Source organism: Thermodesulfovibrionales bacterium (genome assembly GCA_035686305.1).
Taxonomy (GTDB): domain Bacteria; phylum Nitrospirota; class Thermodesulfovibrionia; order Thermodesulfovibrionales; family UBA9159; genus DASRZP01.
Genome location: DASRZP010000035.1, coordinates 1 through 17771, shown reverse-complemented (window position 1 = coordinate 17771; position 17771 = coordinate 1). Strand labels below are relative to the sequence as shown.

At 52.6% G+C, this 17771-nt stretch carries 15 protein-coding genes; 8 read left to right on the top strand and 7 right to left on the bottom strand.

What is annotated here, in order from left to right:
* Positions 1 to 2 precede the first annotated feature (2 nt).
* The 4 genes from VFG09_03790 to VFG09_03775 all read right to left on the bottom strand — a co-directional run bounded on the left by VFG09_03790 (position 3) and on the right by VFG09_03775 (position 4117).
* The gene (locus VFG09_03790) at positions 3 to 1064 is read right to left on the bottom strand and encodes a response regulator (protein ID HET6514256.1); all 1062 of its coding nucleotides are present in this window, start codon (positions 1062 to 1064) and stop codon (positions 3 to 5) included.
* A 336-nt stretch (positions 1065 to 1400) separates the two neighbouring features.
* Positions 1401 to 2243, bottom strand: coding sequence for a DMT family transporter (locus tag VFG09_03785; protein ID HET6514255.1), 843 nt, complete (start codon positions 2241 to 2243; stop codon positions 1401 to 1403).
* A gap of 61 nt (positions 2244 to 2304) precedes the next feature.
* Positions 2305 to 3468 carry a nicotinate phosphoribosyltransferase gene (locus VFG09_03780; protein ID HET6514254.1) on the bottom strand — a complete coding sequence of 388 codons (1164 nt, stop codon included), beginning with the start codon at positions 3466 to 3468 and terminating at the stop codon, positions 2305 to 2307.
* A gap of 340 nt (positions 3469 to 3808) precedes the next feature.
* Positions 3809 to 4117: a hypothetical protein gene (locus tag VFG09_03775; GenBank protein HET6514253.1), complete on the bottom strand. Its 309-nt coding sequence runs from the start codon at positions 4115 to 4117 to the stop codon at positions 3809 to 3811.
* A 270-nt stretch (positions 4118 to 4387) separates the two neighbouring features.
* Here VFG09_03775 and nifU point away from each other — a divergent pair, with 270 nt between their 5' ends.
* Positions 4388 to 5221, top strand: coding sequence for a Fe-S cluster assembly protein NifU (gene nifU, locus VFG09_03770; GenBank protein HET6514252.1), 834 nt, complete (start codon positions 4388 to 4390; stop codon positions 5219 to 5221).
* On the top strand, positions 5218 to 6417 hold the full coding sequence (nifS, locus tag VFG09_03765; protein ID HET6514251.1) for a cysteine desulfurase NifS: 1200 nt from the start codon (positions 5218 to 5220) through the stop codon (positions 6415 to 6417). Before nifU ends, nifS begins: the two co-directional genes overlap by 4 nt.
* Before the next feature lie 44 nt (positions 6418 to 6461).
* Here nifS and VFG09_03760 read toward each other — a convergent pair whose 3' ends face one another.
* Complete coding sequence (locus tag VFG09_03760; GenBank protein HET6514250.1) at positions 6462 to 9170, bottom strand: GNAT family N-acetyltransferase; 2709 nt, start codon at positions 9168 to 9170, stop codon at positions 6462 to 6464.
* Positions 9171 to 9304: 134 nt separating this feature from the next.
* Between VFG09_03760 and VFG09_03755 the strand changes: the two genes are divergently transcribed.
* The 3 genes from VFG09_03755 (at position 9305) to sppA (ending at position 12881) form a co-directional block, all read left to right on the top strand.
* Entirely contained in the window at positions 9305 to 10537 is a 1233-nt protein-coding gene (locus tag VFG09_03755; GenBank protein ID HET6514249.1) for a replication-associated recombination protein A, read from the top strand.
* Positions 10538 to 10718: 181 nt separating this feature from the next.
* Positions 10719 to 11588 carry a ChaN family lipoprotein gene (locus VFG09_03750; protein ID HET6514248.1) on the top strand — a complete coding sequence of 290 codons (870 nt, stop codon included), beginning with the start codon at positions 10719 to 10721 and terminating at the stop codon, positions 11586 to 11588.
* Between the two features lie 315 nt (positions 11589 to 11903).
* The gene (gene sppA / locus VFG09_03745; GenBank protein HET6514247.1) at positions 11904 to 12881 is read left to right on the top strand and encodes a signal peptide peptidase SppA; all 978 of its coding nucleotides are present in this window, start codon (positions 11904 to 11906) and stop codon (positions 12879 to 12881) included.
* 67 nt (positions 12882 to 12948) lie between these two features.
* On the opposite strand, the gene VFG09_03740 is transcribed toward sppA, so the two are convergent.
* Together VFG09_03740 and hpnJ are read right to left on the bottom strand one after the other, a co-directional pair.
* Entirely contained in the window at positions 12949 to 13842 is an 894-nt protein-coding gene (locus VFG09_03740; GenBank protein HET6514246.1) for a cation diffusion facilitator family transporter, read from the bottom strand.
* A gap of 626 nt (positions 13843 to 14468) precedes the next feature.
* On the bottom strand, positions 14469 to 15920 hold the full coding sequence (gene hpnJ, locus VFG09_03735) for a hopanoid biosynthesis associated radical SAM protein HpnJ (protein ID HET6514245.1): 1452 nt from the start codon (positions 15918 to 15920) through the stop codon (positions 14469 to 14471).
* A gap of 352 nt (positions 15921 to 16272) precedes the next feature.
* Here hpnJ and VFG09_03730 point away from each other — a divergent pair, with 352 nt between their 5' ends.
* The 3 genes from VFG09_03730 to VFG09_03720 all read left to right on the top strand — a co-directional run.
* Positions 16273 to 17064 carry an SDR family oxidoreductase gene (locus VFG09_03730; protein HET6514244.1) on the top strand — a complete coding sequence of 264 codons (792 nt, stop codon included), beginning with the start codon at positions 16273 to 16275 and terminating at the stop codon, positions 17062 to 17064.
* Between the two features lie 34 nt (positions 17065 to 17098).
* On the top strand, positions 17099 to 17284 hold the full coding sequence (locus VFG09_03725) for a (Fe-S)-binding protein (GenBank protein ID HET6514243.1): 186 nt from the start codon (positions 17099 to 17101) through the stop codon (positions 17282 to 17284).
* A gap of 293 nt (positions 17285 to 17577) precedes the next feature.
* On the top strand, positions 17578 to 17771 hold a 194-nt coding region (locus tag VFG09_03720), incomplete at its 3' end, for a hypothetical protein (GenBank protein ID HET6514242.1).

Sequence of the window (17771 nt, the reverse complement as noted above, 5' to 3'; positions counted from 1 at the left end):
TCCTACATCTCGGCCTTAATCTTTTCTATTTCCTTCGAAATCATCGTCTCAGCAAGCTGGGGTACGGTCTCCCAGATAACCTTCTCGATCTCTTTACTCAGAGACGCCATGACATCCTGCAGTTTCTCGCTGAGGATCCTCTCGATGATTTTCGGGGCGATCTCTGACATGACCGTTTCTGCAGACTCCCTGATTGCAGGGGCAGTCGCAGCGAGCAGGGAATCTTTGACGTCGATCGCTGAGACTGCAGGAACAATCCTTTGCTCGATGGCTCCTTTCAGGGAGTGCCTTATATCCTCAGCGGATACGAGGGACGCGACCTTTTCATCAACGGCCTTCCTGAATATCTCAACTACCTCGTCCCGTGATGGAACTTCAATCTGAGGCTGCAGAAAAGCCGGCGGCTGTGCCTCGGGAGCAGGCACGGTCTCCGGTTGTGCTACAAACTCCTCAATAATGCTCTCCTCAACGGAAAGCGGCTGAAATTCCTGTTCATCTATCTCTGCCTTGATCTCTTCGATCGGCTCAAAGGCTTCCCCAAGGCCTGCCACTTCCCCCAAAAGGGTCTCAGGGGTTACCGCTTCTTCACTGGCCGCTTCAGCCCCAATCTCTTCCATCGTCCAGAGGTCTTCTTCTGCAACGACCGCTTCGACAGCCTCGGCCTCTGGCCTTTCTCCGGAGACGCCCTCCCCTGCTTCGCGGGCAATAACGGCATTCACTTTGCTGATGAGATCCTGAGATTCAAAGGGCTTAACAATATAGTCATCTGCCCCAACCTTGCGTGCAAGGGCTTCGTCAATGGGTTCAAAGGCCCCAGCGAGTAATATAACCGGTATGTTCCTTGTCTCGGGGTTAGACTTGATCTTCTCACAGAGCTGATAACCGTTCATAACGGGCATCGCGATGTCGGCCAGGATGACATCCGGATTAAACGAAGGTCGTGCGGATAAGGCCTCGTCCCCGTTATTGGTAGCCTTAATATCAAAGCCCTCCCCGGCGAGGACGAGCTCGACGACTTTCTGGATCGTTATGCTGTCATCAGCAAGGAGAAGTTTATGTCCCATGGTTCCTTCCCTCTGAGGTACCGAGCCCTCAAGACTTTTTGATATGAACGAAGAAGGGCAATGCCCCTTATGGTATCAGCAAAATTGTATTGTTTGGAAGAGGAAAAAGTCAAGGTTTTTTTGTAACTTATGCGGGCGGGCGCAAAGAGCAACCCCTTTATGATCCTCGATCGCTGAAGGCCTCCATCGCCCGGGCGACCCCGCACCGGGAGTGACAAAAACTCTCAGGTGATACCCCGTCGACGAGTTCAAGGCGACTCCTGAGGCCTGCCCTATTGGCAATCTGGATTCCAAGCCCGAGTCTGGCGTTCGAAGCTTAAGCGAAGGGAAGTAAGATCAATCTCTTATCGTCAGGTACCCTGAAAAGAGTATCAGCGCCCCTCCGATTACGGTCTTATAAGTTATGACCTCGCCAAGGAATATCGCACCGAAGATGATGGCACAGACAGGTTCAAGATAGCCGAGAATGGCCGCCCTGTTTGCCGTTACAACCCTCATCCCCCTGAAATAGAGAAGAGGCGCTATCGTGGAATGGACAATGCCCATGACTCCAAAGGCCCAGGGAGCGGAAGAATAACCCCGCTCCATCCCGACGAAGGGCACGAGGAGGGCTGCAACAACGAGGTTCTGAAAAAAGGTCATAATCATGGGATGGTAGTTTTGTGCGAATATCCGGATGAGGATTACGAGCATTCCGTAGGCAAAGCCTGAAAAAAGCCCTGCAAGAATACCGCCGGTATCCCTGTTGCCCGTGACCGCCATGGAGACAAAGCCGCTGACTGAGACATCGAGGAGTGTCCACAGACCGGCCGTGGCGATAGTGACCGAAAGAACGATCTTCCCTGTCAGTCGCTCACGCAAAAATATGGGCGCAAGAAAGGCAACAAAGATAGGTGCGGTATAGTGAGTCAGGACGCTGTTTGCGATCGTTGTGTTCTTGTACGCATAGAAGAAAGAGAAGGTGTTGAGCAGGCTCAGGGGACCAAGGATGATGAATGAGAGAAAACCCCTGCCCCGCGGGATAAGCCGCCGGTATTTCTCTCTCATGAATACCGGACCGATGATCACGGTCGAGATAAGACAGGAAAAAAATATCAGGATATGAACCGGAATGTCCGAAAGCCTAATCACGATCCCCAGTGAACTCCATAAAAAGATTGCAGAGAGGATAAAGAACATAAGGCTGCCTATTTGAAAGGGGCAACATAGAGGACGTGACTGCCCATGGTCATTCCCATAGCTAGAGCGTCTCTCCCAATGCCTCCGTCTGCTTCAACACGAATTCCCTGATCTCTTTATGAGACGGCATATCTGTGAGATATTTGCCGTTGTCAAGGACGGGGACGAGGATGTCGACAAAGAGCTCGCCGCAGTTGCAGATGTGCCGCTCCTTATTGTTCGGCACTATGAGCCGCTCTGAGCAGGAAGGACATCTCAGCACCCTCTTGGAGCCTGACCACTTGCCTCTCTTGGCAATGGGCTTGCCCTCACATTCCATGATGTCCATCGCGTAATCCACCACAGGGGCATTACTGATCGAAGTGCCGATGCCGTATCCATCGACGACAGGATTAAGACCAGCCAGGTCATCCTCCTTGATTCCGCCGCTTACATAGAACTTAATATCCCTGTAACCCCTGAGATGCAACTCCCACCTGCATTCCTCAAGAATCCGGTAGAAGTTCCCTCTCCTAGATCCCGGTGTGTCGAACCTGACAGCAAAGAGCCTCTCGCCCATGGCTTCAGCAACGTTCAAAACTTCGAATTTCTCGTCAAGAAAGGTATCGATGAGCGCAACGCGCTTTATCTTCGGCTCCAGGACCTCGTCGAAGGCCTTTATCGCCTCCACCGTTGAACCCGTGCAGATGATCAATGCATGGGGCATGGTTCCCATCGGGTCTTCTCCGATGATCTCACCGGATTTGACCACCGCGACACCGTCACAGCCGCCGATGTAGGCATTTCTCTCAATCATAGGAGCAAGGACGGGATGCATCCTCCTTGCGCCAAAGCTGATCACCGGCCTCTCCCCTGCGAGTTTCTTGAACCGTGCAGCCTTTGTGGCAACGCCGGAGGCCTGGCATATGAGGCCGAGAAGGGCGGTCTCGTAAACGCAGAAGTCCTGGTACCTTCCCTCGATCTCCATCACAGGCTCGTAAGGATAGAAGACCGTCCCTTCCCGCATCGCTCTAACCTTAATCGGAAGATCCTTCATGAGGCTCAGCGCCTCCTCGATGCCTGCGAACAATGCCCACGGCCAGTTATCGGGGAGGGTCTTTGCGATGAATTCGGCCTTGACAACAGGATTGATACCCTTTGCCTTCAGTATCGTGAGAGTCCTCTCAAAATAGACATCTGTTATCCTGCCTTCCATGATGTCCTTCGGGTCCGCCGTATGGAACATGATGCCACCCTCCTCTTCGTTAAGGACTTCTTTTTAGCATCATTTTACCATAGACCATCCTCACCGTCTTATCAGGAATGTATCCGGCCTGAGGTCTCCTGCCGCTTGCTAAAGTCTTTCTCGAAATTGTCCGAAAAAGATGGCATGGGCAGCCTTTGGAAGTACGAACATCCCAAGGAATCTTCTTTCGTAGGGACATCTCCTTCTGTGGTCAACGGCAAAGTCTGAAGACTTTCTCAGAGTATGGGACGGCCTCAAACAAAAAGAAACGACTGGAACTTGCGTCTCCAGCCGTCAGTAAATAACGGGATTTCGTGTCAGTATTCTCAAAGATCGGAAATTAGCCGCCCGGATACCCTCCGGGTATTGACTCCGTTGTCCCGAGGACAGAAGCAGACGGTTCGAACTCGGCAGCATATCCTTTCCAGTCAGAGGGACAGACCTTCAGAAACAGGTCGAGTTTCCAGCCGATTTTGTCAGATAGTTCGACGAGATGCGGTATATGCGACCTGAGTAGGTCAGCTTCCGGTCCCTTCATAAGCTTAATCTCTTTTACGATATCGTCAAGACGTGACTTCATACCCGTTAATTCAGTATAAACGGTGTCACAGTAGTCCCTGACGCCTTTTTTGGATGTTGAAAATGCCATGACTTTCTCCTTTCTTTAACCCGTTTTTGGTACTTTCTCCCAACTTCCGGGCTTCTCTTCTCTTTCCCGTTCTCCCGCAGTGTCTGGCTTCATGCGGTCATCTCGATCTCTCCACCTCTCTCTATGTAAATAGGATAGCATTTGTCCTCTTTAAAGTCAAGAAAAAAATCTCATAGCCAGCCCCAACGAAGATCACGCCGACAGACGACGATTCAGGATGTTCATTACGGACAGTTTGACTTGCCCTCCATTCTCTGGTATGTATAAATCATGTGGGAGTACACGAAAAAGGTAAAAGATTTCTTCCTTCATCCGAAGAACGTCGGCGAGATCGAGAACCCCGACGGCATCGGAGAGGTCGGGAGCATACTCTGCGGGGATGCACTGAAACTGACGATTAAGGTCGATAAAGAGACGGGGAGGATCGTTGATGCGAAATTTCAGACCTTCGGCTGCGCCTCTGCCATCGCAAGCTCCTCAGTCCTCACGGAACTCATCAAAGGCAAGACCGTCGATGAGGCCCTCACGATCTCCAATCAGGACATTGCAGATTACCTAGGCGGCCTGCCTGCTGAGAAGATGCACTGCTCGGTCATGGGCAGAGAGGCCCTGGAGGCCGCAGTTGCCAATTACCGGGGCGAAGAGAAAGCACCTGAGGTTGCGGAGAAGATCATCTGCAAGTGTTTTGAGGTCTCAGAAGAGAAGATACGGCGCGTTGCCATCGAAAACCGCCTTACGACGGTTGAAGAGATTACGAACTACACAAAGGCAGGCGGCGGCTGCGGCGCCTGTATCCCGGCCGTCGAGGCGATCCTGAAGGAGCTCTGGATCACCACCCCCCCTTCTGAAAAACCTCATACGCAGAAAAAAATGACGAACCTCCAGAAGATAGCCCTCGTCGAGGACGTCCTCGAAAAAGAGATACGCCCGGCCCTGCAGGCAGATGGCGGAGATCTTAAGCTTATTGACATAGACGGCAACAGGGTCATCATAGCCCTGAGGGCAATGTGTGTCTCCTGTCCCATGGGCGGCGTCACCATAAAGGGTATTGAGGAAAAACTGAGGGAACTTGTCAGCAAAGATCTTATCGTGGAGGAGGCGTGAAGCCAATTTATCTCGACAATAATGCGACCACGGCAGTAGCCCCGGAAGTCCTCGATGAGATGCTCCCCTATCTAAGAGACTTCTATGGCAACCCCTCAAGCATGCATACCTTCGGCGGACAGCTCCACAGGACCCTGGAAGAAGCGCGGGCAAAAGTCGCCGCGCTTATCAATGCAGAACCGGAAGAGGTCATCTTCACGAGTTGCGGCACCGAAAGCGACAACACCGCGATCATGAGCGCCATAGAGTCCTATCCCCGCAAGAGGCATATCATCACATCGAAGGTCGAGCATCCCGCCGTCTTCAACTTTTCGAAACACTTCGCGAGGAGGGGATTCCGCGTCACCTTCGTTCCTGTTGACAGCCTCGGGAGGCTCGATAGGGAATTCTTCTCGAGAGCGATCGATGATGATACCGCAATAGTTTCGATCATGTATGCGAACAACGAGACAGGCGTGATATTCCCGGTAGCTGAAATGGGAGAGGTCCTGAGAGAGCGGGGGATCCTCTTTCACACTGATGCCGTTCAGGTGGCAGGCAAGATCCCGATTGATGTAAAGAGACTGACGGTTGATATGCTCTCCCTGTCAGGCCACAAGCTCCACGCTCCCAAAGGTGTCGGTGTGCTCTATGTGAGGAAAGGCACACGCTTCTATCCCTATATCATCGGCGGCCATCAGGAGCGCGGAAGGAGGGCAGGGACAGAGAATATCGCATCCGCCATCGCCCTCGGAAGGGCCTGTGAGCTTGCGAGGCAAAGGATCAATGAAGAACGTCTCTTCGTCGGCTCCCTGAGGGACAGGCTCGAAAGTGCACTCCTCGCGAGATGCCCCGACGCAAGGGTCAATGGCGACAGGGAGCACCGGCTTCCGAACACCACGAACATCAGTTTCGAGTACGTTGAGGGAGAGGCCATCCTCCTGAGGCTTGACGAATTCGGCATATGCGCATCATCGGGATCGGCATGCACAACGGGTTCCCTTGAACCAAGCCATGTGCTCAGGGCGATGGGAATCCCCTTCACCGCCATCCACGGCTCGATCAGGTTCTCCCTCAGCCGCTACAATACCGAGGCAGAGATCGACAGGGTTGTTGAAGTTTTGCCGCCCATAATCAGGGAATTGCGCCGGCTTTCGCCTTACGGCAGGGAAAGGCTCGCAGCCTGTGCTCCTGACAGGAATTTTAGTACTGAATAAAGAGCCTTCCCGGGGAGCTCCTTTCTCGGCGAAGGGCTGGCCGCCTAATGATCGCCAGCCTTCTTGCACAATACGCGGGCATCAACGACCGCACATCCCTTGCCTTTGTCAAAGACGATGAGCGGATTTATCTCGACCTCGGCGATCTCTGTAAAGTCTTCGATGAGCGCAGAGAACCGGAGAAGGACGTCTTTGAGCACATCGATGTCCTTTGGCGGACTCCCCCGCCAGCCCTGCAGTAAAGGCAGGCTCTTCAGCTGGCTGAGCATATAGTCAGGGTCCCCGTCGCGTAACGGGTGAAGGGAAAAAGCGACGTCCTTGATGAGTTCGACGTGGATGCCGCCAAGGCCAACCATCATGAGCGGGCCGAACACAGGGTCCTGAGACATGCCGACGATCACCTCCTGGCCTCCCTCGATCATCGGCTGCAGTATAACGCCTTCCATTTCAGCCCCCCTTCCCATCGCCTTCAGGCGGGTCCTTATCTCGTCAAAGGCCTGCCTCACCTCCTCATCATCCTTGAGGCCGAGGATAATTCCGCCCACATCGGTCTTGTGGGTGATGGTCTTCGAGCGGAGTTTCATCACCACGGGGAAACCGATTTTCTCAGCACAATCAGCCGCTTCCTCAGCAGAGAAAGCAGCCCTCGTATCGATAGCGGGTATGCCGTACTCCTTAAAGAGCCCCGTCGCAACCTCAGGCGGCAGCCAGCAGCCTTCGTCAGTGAGAACACCTGCTGCTTCAAGATACTTCCTGGCCCTTTCCTCGCTGATATCAGCGAATACCGGGATATGCCCCTCTTCACGACTTCTGTGCTGGCCATAAGGATAGGCATGGGAGAGTGCCAGTATGGCGTCTTCGGGAAAAGCGTAAAGCGGGACCTGTTTCTGACCGTCATACCGAAGGTCAATCGAATGGGCCTCGGACATTAAGAAAGAGGCTATCACGGTCTTGTCGCCCTCATATCCTGTCATTGCCCTCCGAATACCCGCTGCAATTTCTTCAGAAGGCCGTATCGCGACATTCATAACGAGGATCGCGTCGATATCAAGGTCATCGAGGAGCACCTTCAGTCCCCGCTCAAAGTGCTCTCCAGGAGCAGAGGCGATCATATCCACAGGGTTCGCGAAGGCAGCCTCCCTGGGCAGGAAATCCTTCAGTCTTCTCTGGGTCTCTTCCGACAGCGTCGGTACGCTGAGACCCAGGCCGATGGCCGCATCGGCAGCCAGAACACCGGGGCCGCCCGCATTCGTGAGGATAGCGACCCTCGGCCCCTTTGGTATGGGCTGGTCAACGAGGCTCTTTGCCACATTGAACATCTCCTCTATCGTGTTGACCCTTATCACGCCGGCCTGGCGGAAAAGGGCATCAACGGCGATGTCCGAGGCCGCGAGGGCCCCGGTATGAGAGCTCGCCGCCCTTCTGCCCACGTCACTCCTCCCGGCCTTGAGGGCAATTATCGGTTTTGTCCGTGAGACGCGGCGTGCAATGCGGCTGAATTTACGAGGATTCCCAAAGCTCTCGAGATAGAGGAGAATGACCTTTGTGTACTCGTCGTCCTCCCAGAATTCCATGAGATCATTTGAGGAGATATCAACGCGGTTGCCGATACTTGCGAAGTGAGCGATTCCGAGGTCATTACCCTTTGCGTAATCAAGGAGCGCCAGACCGAGGGCACCGCTGTGGGAACTTATGCTCAGGCCACCCCTCCTTGGCTTGATGCGGCAGAAGGTTGCGTTCAGATTGACCGCCGGATCAGTATTGATGACACCGAGACAGTTTGGGCCGACGCACCGCATTCCATAGGAGAGGATTTTCTCCCTCAGCTGCCTCTGCCGCTCTTTACCCTCGGGACCGCTCTCAGCGAAGCCTGCAGATATGATGATCAACCCGGCAACACCCTTTTTCCCGCATTCATCGACGATGTCGAGAACCTTGGCGGCGGGGATAACGACTACGGCAAGATCGACATCAGCAGGAACGTCGTCCACCGACGCATAGCAGAGAACACCTCCCACGGAGAAGGACTTAGGATTCACCGGGAAGATCGGGCCGGAGAAGATCTCATGAAGCAGGTTGCGAAAGACCTTGCCGCCCACACTGTCAGTGTCCCGTGATGCGCCGATGACCGCGACGCTCCCGGGACAGAGGATCTTCCGCACACCCGCCGACCTCGCGATGTGCTCGCGGTGGGCTTGCCTCTTATCATATTCCTCCTGCTCCTCGAGGTCGAAGGTGATCTCGTAAGCATCCTCATGCACCTTCTTGCCGATTTTGAAACCGGACTCTTCAAAGACCTCCATCATTCGGGTGTTCTCCAGCAATATCCTTGCCACAAAAGCCTTTATCTTGTACCTGAGGGCTGCCTCGACAAGCTGCTCGAGAAGCGCCGTTCCGACCCCCCTGACCTGTATCTTGTCCTCGACGACAAAGGATATCTCTGCAGTTCTTCGGTCGGGATTGAGAAACCACCTTCCGACGGCAACGATCTTCTCATCCTCTCCCTCTCCTGTGAGGGCGACGTATGCATACACATCGGGAGGGTCGACTTCAGCGAAGTAGGTCAATTCCTCCTCGCTGATATAGGTCTTCATGTAGCCGAACCGGAAATAACGGGTCTGGGGGCTCAACCGGTAGAAGAGATCTCTCAGCTTCTCCCTGTCCTGCGGACTGATGGGCCTCACCTTGAGGCTCCGTCCGTCACGGAGTATCACCCTGATCGTCGAAGAATCTACCGCTTCTCTTTTCAGCATAAAGGACCCCTTTCAATAATGGCATTGAGGATTTTTTCAGATTGGAGATCATTATTATTCTACCATACCCCTTGCCCCGGTCTCGCGCTTCCCTTGATCTGGACAGAACAGCCGTAAAAGCGTTAGAGTTCAGTATGGATCTCTTTCATGACGAAAACCTTCATGAACCCCTTGCCTATCGCATGTGTCCGAGGAACCTCGACGAGTATGCCGGACAAGGGCATATTCTCGGCGAAGGCAAGCTCCTTAGACGGGCGATAGAGGCGGACAGGATCACCTCGATAATCCTTTACGGACCTCCCGGCACGGGTAAGACCGCCCTTGCCAGGGTAATCGCAGCAAAGACGAATGCCCGATTCGAGTGGCTCAATGCAGCGACAGCCGGTCTCGATGACCTCAGGAAAGTCATACAGAACGCCCGGGCGCACCTGGGAAGGGGCACGAGAACCATCCTCTTCCTCGACGAAATACATCGCTTCAACAAGCTCCAGCAGGACGCTCTCCTTCCCGATGTTGAGGAGGGTAACATCACCCTCATAGCGGCCACGGTAGAAAACCCCTTCTTTTATGTTAACAGCGCCCTCCTCTCGCGGAGCCAGGTATTCGAACTGAAGCCTCTCTCTCAAGAAGATCTCCTCGGGATCCTCGACAGGGCCCTCCGTGACAATGAGAGGGGTCTCGGGAAACTCAGGATCGAGGCTGACGAAGAGGCGCTACGGCATATCTCGAAGATGTCCGACGGCGACGGGAGAAAGGCCCTTTCATCGCTTGAGATAGCTGCTCTCACGACCGCACCCGATGAAAGGGGAATTATCAGAATAAGCCTGCCGATAGCCGAGGAATCGATCCAGAAAAAGGCCGTTCTCTATGACAAGAAAGGTGACCAGCACTACGACACGATCTCTGCCTTTATCAAGAGCATGCGGGGATCGGACCCCGATGCGGCAGTCTATTATCTCGCAAAGATGCTTTACGCCGGAGAAGACCCGAGATTCATTGCGCGACGGATCGTTATATGTGCGTCAGAGGACGTGGGGAATGCAGACCCCATGGCACTCGTAGTTGCCACCTCAGCACTGAGGGCGGTTGAGTTCATCGGAATGCCTGAGGCCCGTATCCCCCTTGCCCAGGCGACCCTCTACGTCTGCACTGCGCCGAAGAGCAACGCGTCTTACAGGGCGATAGAGGCGGCGACTGAGGACGTCAAGAACGAAGAGACCCTCGAGGTGCCCGATCATCTCAAAGACAGCCACTATCGGGGCGCAGAAAAGCTCGGCCACGGAAAGGGTTATAAATATCCCCACGACTATGGCGGTTTTGTTGAGCAGGAATATCTCCCGAAAAAGAAGAGATACTACAATCCATGAAGAAATGGATACTCTTCATAAACCCATAGGAGACCCTTGACTTCTTCTGTCGTAGAGAACCCGACACGACCGTCACTCCCTGGTCGTCACCGCCCGAAGCTTGACTGTACCCGAGGAAACGCTACAATGTAATTGAACATCAGAAATGTCCAGCAGTGTATCATTGAGAGAGGGCCGCAGCATGAGAACCGATCGAGCCTGGCAGAGATGGTTGATATCTTTGATATCTGCAGTCGCGCTCTCCTTCTGCCTTCTTCTTTCACCGACCTGCGCTGCCTCAGGCTCTGTCCTGAGGGTGAGCGACGGACGCGTGATCAGCTTCGGACAGATGATCAGGGAGATTAGGGGCGCAAATTTTGTCTTTGTAGGGGAATCTCACGACAGTATGAGGGACCACGCAATACAGCTGGAGATCATACAGGCGCTCCATGAAGCAGACATTCCGCTTGCCATCGGCCTTGAGATGTTTATGACAGGGAGCCAGAAGATTCTTGACCGATGGACATCGGGCAGACTGGGCCTAGATCGCTTCCTCGATGCCTATTACGACAACTGGAGGCTCCCTTGGCCGCTTTACCGTGACATCTTTCTTTATGCCCGAGAGCATACCATACCCATGGCCGCACTGAATGTCCCCGATGAGATCATACGGAAGGTCTCTCAAAGGGGCTTCGCCTCCCTCACTCCCGCGGAGAAGAGTCAACTGCCCCAGGGCATAAGCTGCAACGTCGATCCTGCATATATGGATTTCATCAGAAAAGCATACAGGAGACATGCTCAGGACAGTTCATTTCTCTATTTCTGCGAGGCACAGATGGTCTGGGATAGATCTATGGCCTTCCATCTCGAGGACTACCTCAACAAGAATGCCGATCGCACCGTAGTGGTGCTGGCAGGAATTGGCCACGCCTGGAAAAGAGGAATTCCGGAGCATCTGAAAAAAGGCTCTGCGGGGAGAAGCAGGGTGATACTCCCGGAAGTCCCGGGACATGTGGATAAGGATATCGTTTCGATTGCAGATGCGGATTACATAGTGCTTGCAGAACCCTAATCCGTGCTGAAGGATATCAACGGCCTGAAGGAGAGCAGAATCCTCATCACCTGCGCAAAGGGTGTGACCCCTTATCTCAGGGAAGAGATGCGGGCACTGGCTTTCCTGTGATCTCAGAGAGCGTTGCAGGAGTCGAGACAGAAGGCGCACTTCATACACCCGAATCTTTTTCTCTGGACGGCACACCGCGTGCTTTTCCTCCTCGATGCCTTCAGCGCTAGAAATGCGACTGATCTCTGCGCCCGTCTTTCCCTCATCATTCTTTGATATAATCTCCTTAGATATATCTCAGTTCTTTTCGCAAGGAGCCAAGTCATGAGGAACGCTATTCTCGTTACTTTGTTTTTTGTGCTTTTTTCGGGATGCGCCGGGCTTAATATATCCCTTCTGCCCAAGACAGAACCCCTTGAGGAAAAGGTTCTCGAAGGTGAAGGCAGGCCCAAGGTGCTCCTTATCGATCTGGATGGGGTGATCTCTTTCAAGGATGAAAGGGAGAGCCTGATTTCCAGGAGGGGACCCTCGAAGGTCGCCTTTTTCAGAGAGGCGCTTCTGAAGGCAGAGGCTGATCCTGAAATAGCCGGCCTAATCGTAAGGATTAATTCTCCCGGCGGCACCGTAGCCGCAAGCGATACCATCTACCACGAGATCATGAGCTTCAAGGATAAAAGGAAGATACCCGTTTACGCCTACATCATGGAACTCGGCGCCTCAGGGGGATATTACGTTGCCTCGGCAGCAGACCGCATCATTGCGAGTCCCACCGCCATTACCGGCAGTATAGGCGTCATCGCCGTAAAATTGAACATGGAGGGTCTCTTTTCCAAGATCGGGATTTCCGACGAGACGTACAAGTCAGGTCCGAAAAAGGACGCCTGGACACCGTTCCGTCCGAGCAGCGCCGAGGAGAAAAAGATGCTTCAGGAGATCGTTGACAGACTTTACGCCCGCTTCCTCGGAGTGGTTTACCTGGGCCGACAGAAAGTCCTCACCGAAGAGGAAGTAAGATCTCTTGCTGACGGTCGCATAGTAACGGCGGATGACGCCCTCAAGGCCAGACTCATAGACGAGACGGCCTATCTCGATGAGACGATTCACGCGATGAAGAAGGCGCTCCATACCGAAAATGCCAGGGTAGTTACCTACGTCCGTCCCAAGACCTTCACATCGAATATCTATTCAGAATACCCCGAAACGCCTGTGCAGGGTCGGCAGGTGATCAATCTTATCTCGATGAATGGAGAAGATCTCACGCTCTTTTCCGGCGTACAGTTCATGTATCTCTGGAATCCTTAGGGCGCCATTTGGAAGAAATACGGTGATTGCCTGTGGATACCGCGTAAGGCGCACGATTCTTGTGGGATTATTTATCCTGGGAAACCTTGGGAAATGGTTCGACATGGACAACAACATCGACAACATTTGAAATATTATTCTTCAGTGCATACTCGACCGAACTTGCGATTACATGCCCCTTCTCGACGGAGAGGGATGGATCGACAAGCACGTGGAGATCAATAAAGATGTGGTTTTGGTTACCCCTCGCCCTAATCTTATGGCAATCCCTAACACCGTCTACAGTGCAGACGACATTCCTTATAGTGATCGTATCGGTCGCCTTTCTATCAACGAGTGTTTCTATGGATTCTCTGATAACGCTGATACCTGCTTTCGCAACAAGGAGACCAACAATAATTCCCGCTAGCGGGTCGGCCAGTGGGAACCCCAGCTCTGTCAAAATAAGGCTGGCTATCACCCCACACGTTGAATAAATATCGTTCCTGGTATGCCGGGCGTCAGCGATGAGAAACTCACTGCTCAATTGTTTCCCTTTCCGGCCCTCATACCACGAGACAAAAATATTTACACACATCGTCGCGATCATGACGATGAAGCTCGCCGTGGTTACCCGGACTTCGGAGCTCCCGGACAACGACCTGTACGCCCCTTTCAGTATCTCCGTGCAGGTCAGAATCATCATGAGCCCGACAAATATAGTAAATACCGTCTCATATTTCCGGTGACCGTAGGGATGTTCTTCATCTGGTGGACTGGCTGCGATACGTATTCCGATCAGGCCTGCGATATTGGAGATTCCATCAAACAGGGAATGAAAGCCGTCGGATATTATCGCGATGGAGTGGGTCCAATAGCCGTAAGTGACCTTGGCTGATGAGACAAGGATGTTCAAGCACAAGGTGATCAGCAATACTGATTTGATATCTGCCGCTCGGTCCGTTCTACTCACAGTTCCCATTTTATGTCATCCTACATGCAACCACGATACCATATAGAATATACCTAAGGACGCCGAGCAGGAGTGCCACAAAGTTGTACAAGCGATGCTGGTGAGCGACGATGTGCGGGCGATATTTGAGTGGACGGGATACATAAAAATATTTACCGCTCTTGTTACGATAGTAAATCCTAACGTTGCAAACGATGGCAAGGCAGGCATGGATCGAAGCCCTGTACAGGCGACGCTATTCCGACAATGAGGCACTTCGATGACTTCAGCGTAAGTGACCTCCCGCATTGAGCATACAGCGGCAGTCGGCAGCCATCAAAGGTATCGCGATACAAGGCTTCTCACCATACCTGCCTTCCCGAACAAGATCGTTTTATGCAACTGGAAGGTAAATCCTCTTGGAGCGGTTCCGGGTTTCCCCGATCCTTTTCAATCCCTTCTTCGGAAGAGGAGTGACAAAATTTTTTTCTTGATCGTTTCATCTCCGGGCTCTGGCTTGCGATCTGGCTATATCACCCCCAATTCATTCTTCAACCGTTCCAAAGGGCATGCCAAACTCAAATGCCCGACTATTGTTCCACGCTACATCCGTCCCCAGCTGTATCAATTACAGAAATGGCTTTTTTCAGATATCTTTAAAACATGGCATTCCTCTGGGTCGCGGAAGCGTCTTTTACAAACTTTTTCCTTTTGGCCCGAAGGTTGAGGTATTCTCTGGCTTCTCTGTATAAGCGAATGCGCTCGTTTCTGTCAAACACGGCCCTGCGAATAATCCTCAGAATGATCCTGGGCCTGAAGTAGTAGCGCCCATAAAAGCGTTCGACTGCATCAACGATTTCGTGCCGCGTCAGGCCTGGATACCGGATGTTGGCCAGTTGGTGCCCCAATTCATCGAACATGTCGTCGTCCGTCAGATAGCCATGGTTACGCATGTAATCATGTACTGCGGTGCCGGGAAAAGCATGAGCAATAGAGACCTGGATTGTTTCGCAGTCGAGTTCCTGAGCAAATCTCATGGTCTCTTCGATGGTCTCCCGGGTTTCCCCCGGAAGGCCTATGATGAAATCCCCATGAACGAGGATTCCGAGCTTCTTGCAGTTCTTCATGAACACCTTTGCCTGTTCGGGGGACGCTCCTTTGCAGACATTCTGAAGAATCGTTGGATCGCCTGACTCGAACCCGACTATTAGGAGCCGGCAGCCCGCTTCGCGCATAGCCTTTAGCGTTTCATAGTCAGTATGGACGCGTGAAGTGCAGGACCAGGTAAAATTTATCGGCTTCAGTTTCTCGCATAAATCGAGCACACGCCGCTTACCCCAGGAAAACGTGTCATCGTCAAAAAATATTTCCTTTACATCAGGAAAAAGTTCGCGTGCGCGGCGAACCTCCTCTGCCACGTTATCGCTGCTGCGCGTGCGCCAGCGATGCCCGCTGAACGTTTGAGGCCACAAACAAAAACTGCATTTCGCTGGGCAGCCGCGGGACGAATAAAAGGCAATATAAGGATACAATAAGAACGGAACATTATATTTTGTTATGTCAAGATCGCGCTTGTAAACCTCAACGGCAAACGGGAGTGAATCCAGGTCAGTCAGCGGTTCGCGGTCCGGATTGTGTATGAATTGCCCCTCTTTTCGAAAGCTGACCCCTTTGATGTCGTCTAGGCCCTTGCCGCTGGCGAACTCCACTACAGAGTATTCGAATTCTCTCCTCGCCACAAAATCTATCGCCGACGACGCTTTGAGGCTCTCCTCGGGCAGCACGCTCACGTGTGGCCCGACAAACGCTATTTTCATGCCGGGCTTGACAGCCTTGATCCGTTCAGCCAGAACTACGTCGTTCTTAAAACCCGGTGTGCTTGTAAATACAACAACAAAATCATAAGCCGCAGACATTTCTACGGTCTCCTCGGGGGTAACACCATGTGAAGGTGCATCGAGCAACTTGCTTCCTTTGAGCATACCGGCCGGATAAGATAACCAGACCGGGTACCAGAATGAGGTAATTTCACGTCTCGCCGGCCAACGCGAGCCCGCGCCCCCATCGAAGTTTTCGAAGGAAGGAGGATTCAATAGCAATGTTTTCATTACACTCTCATTGTTTAACAAATTTCCACCAATATCCTGCCATGAATTCTAAAATAATAACATAAGTTTAACAGGTTTCACGCGCGTTTTCAAAATCACTGCAAGGGCCTCCTTACAAAGAGGGAGGGGACGAGAAAGCCCAGCGGTGCCGTGGTGTGATTCTGGATGAAGTTCGAAAAATACATGTCGTCGAATAGTGAAGAGCAAAATGGGCCGGAGCGGCATCGGACAGATTGCTTCGCAACTCAGGGGGCGATATAATGACACTAGAGGTTGAGAAGGTTTGCCATGAGCATGTTAGCGGAATCGTTGCGCTTCAAAGGCCCATGGAGGTACCTCAAAGGAGAAGAGCATGGATCTCAAGCTTACCGATAAACTTGCCCTTGTCTCCGGCAGCACTGCCGGGATTGGGTACGCCATAGCAGAATCATTGGCCCGTGAAGGAGCTTCTGTCATCGTCAACGGTCGTTCGACAGCTTCCGTAGAGACGGCGCTCGCGAAGCTCCGTGAGACTTTCACCACGAAACTGTACGGCTTCGCCGGCGATCTCAGTACCGCCGAAAAGGCTCAGGATGTCGCCCGGGAGTACCCAGAGGTGGAAATCCTGGTCAATAACCTGGGCGTTTATGAGCCGAAGTCCTTTGAGGATATCTCGGATGACGACTGGCGACGTTTATTCGAGGTCAATGTGTTAAGCGGGGTGCGGCTCTCCCGACTCTTTCTTCCGGGCATGAAACAACGGAACTGGGGCCGGATTATCTTCATTTCCAGTGAGAGCGGTATTCAGATCCCCGCCGAAATGATCCATTATGGCGTAACGAAGACAGCGCTCCTCGGGGTAGCGCGCGGATTGGCCGAGGCAGTGGCAGGTACGGGCATCACCGTGAATAGTATTCTTCCGGGGCCTACGAAGTCCCGCGGGGTAAATGATTTTATCGATGCCTTTTCGAAAAAGAAAGGTAAGTCTTTTGACGGGTTTGAAAAAGAATTTTTCGAGAAGATCCGGCCCACATCGCTCATCAAACGCTTTGCCTTGCCCGAAGAGGTTGCGACCCTTGTAACGTATATCGCCAGCCCTCTCTCCTCCGCTACTACGGGCGCCCCCTTACGCGTCGACGGAGGAGTGGTGAAGAGCGCCTTCTAGTCTTACACAGAAGATTGACCTACAAGATATCATTATGGATATCGAAGTCATTGAGATCTACAAACTCCTCCCAAGGATCGACTGTGGACAGTGTTCTGCTAAGATCTGTATGGCTTTTGCCAAGGCCGTATCGGAGGACTGCGGAATGATTTCAGAGTGTGTGCGTCTCACCGAATATGGCCGCATGATGATTGAGGCCTTGCTCTCTCGCGGCCAGTGACGGGTTATGCTTCTTTTTCTGTAAGGCGGGCTGTCCACTGGATTTCTCGTGAGAGACCTGAGCACAATCAAGCATTTATGAACAAGTACGTAGGTAAAACAGCATTGAATGTAAAATCTCCCCTAACCCCTCTTTGCCAAGGAGGGGTATATGAGGCTTAGTTCTTCATGCGTCATTCATCAACTCTTGCAGAAAAATGACGCGGGGTAAAATCAAAAAGTGTGTAAATAGATAGCAGGCGGTGTATCCTTTTAAGTTGACCTGGAAATCAACGAAAGGAAGGAGACACCACCATGAGAAAGGGTATCACCGAGACGGCAAGGCCGTCAAGCGCGACGTACGAGGTATTAGAGGAGATGGTTCGAGGAAAGATGCAGGAATACATCCAGACCATTTTAGAAGATGAAGTCGAGTCATTTCTCGGGAGGCGGAAGTCTGAAAGACTCAGGATGGTTGATGGCACGTTGGGGTATAGGAACGGCCACGG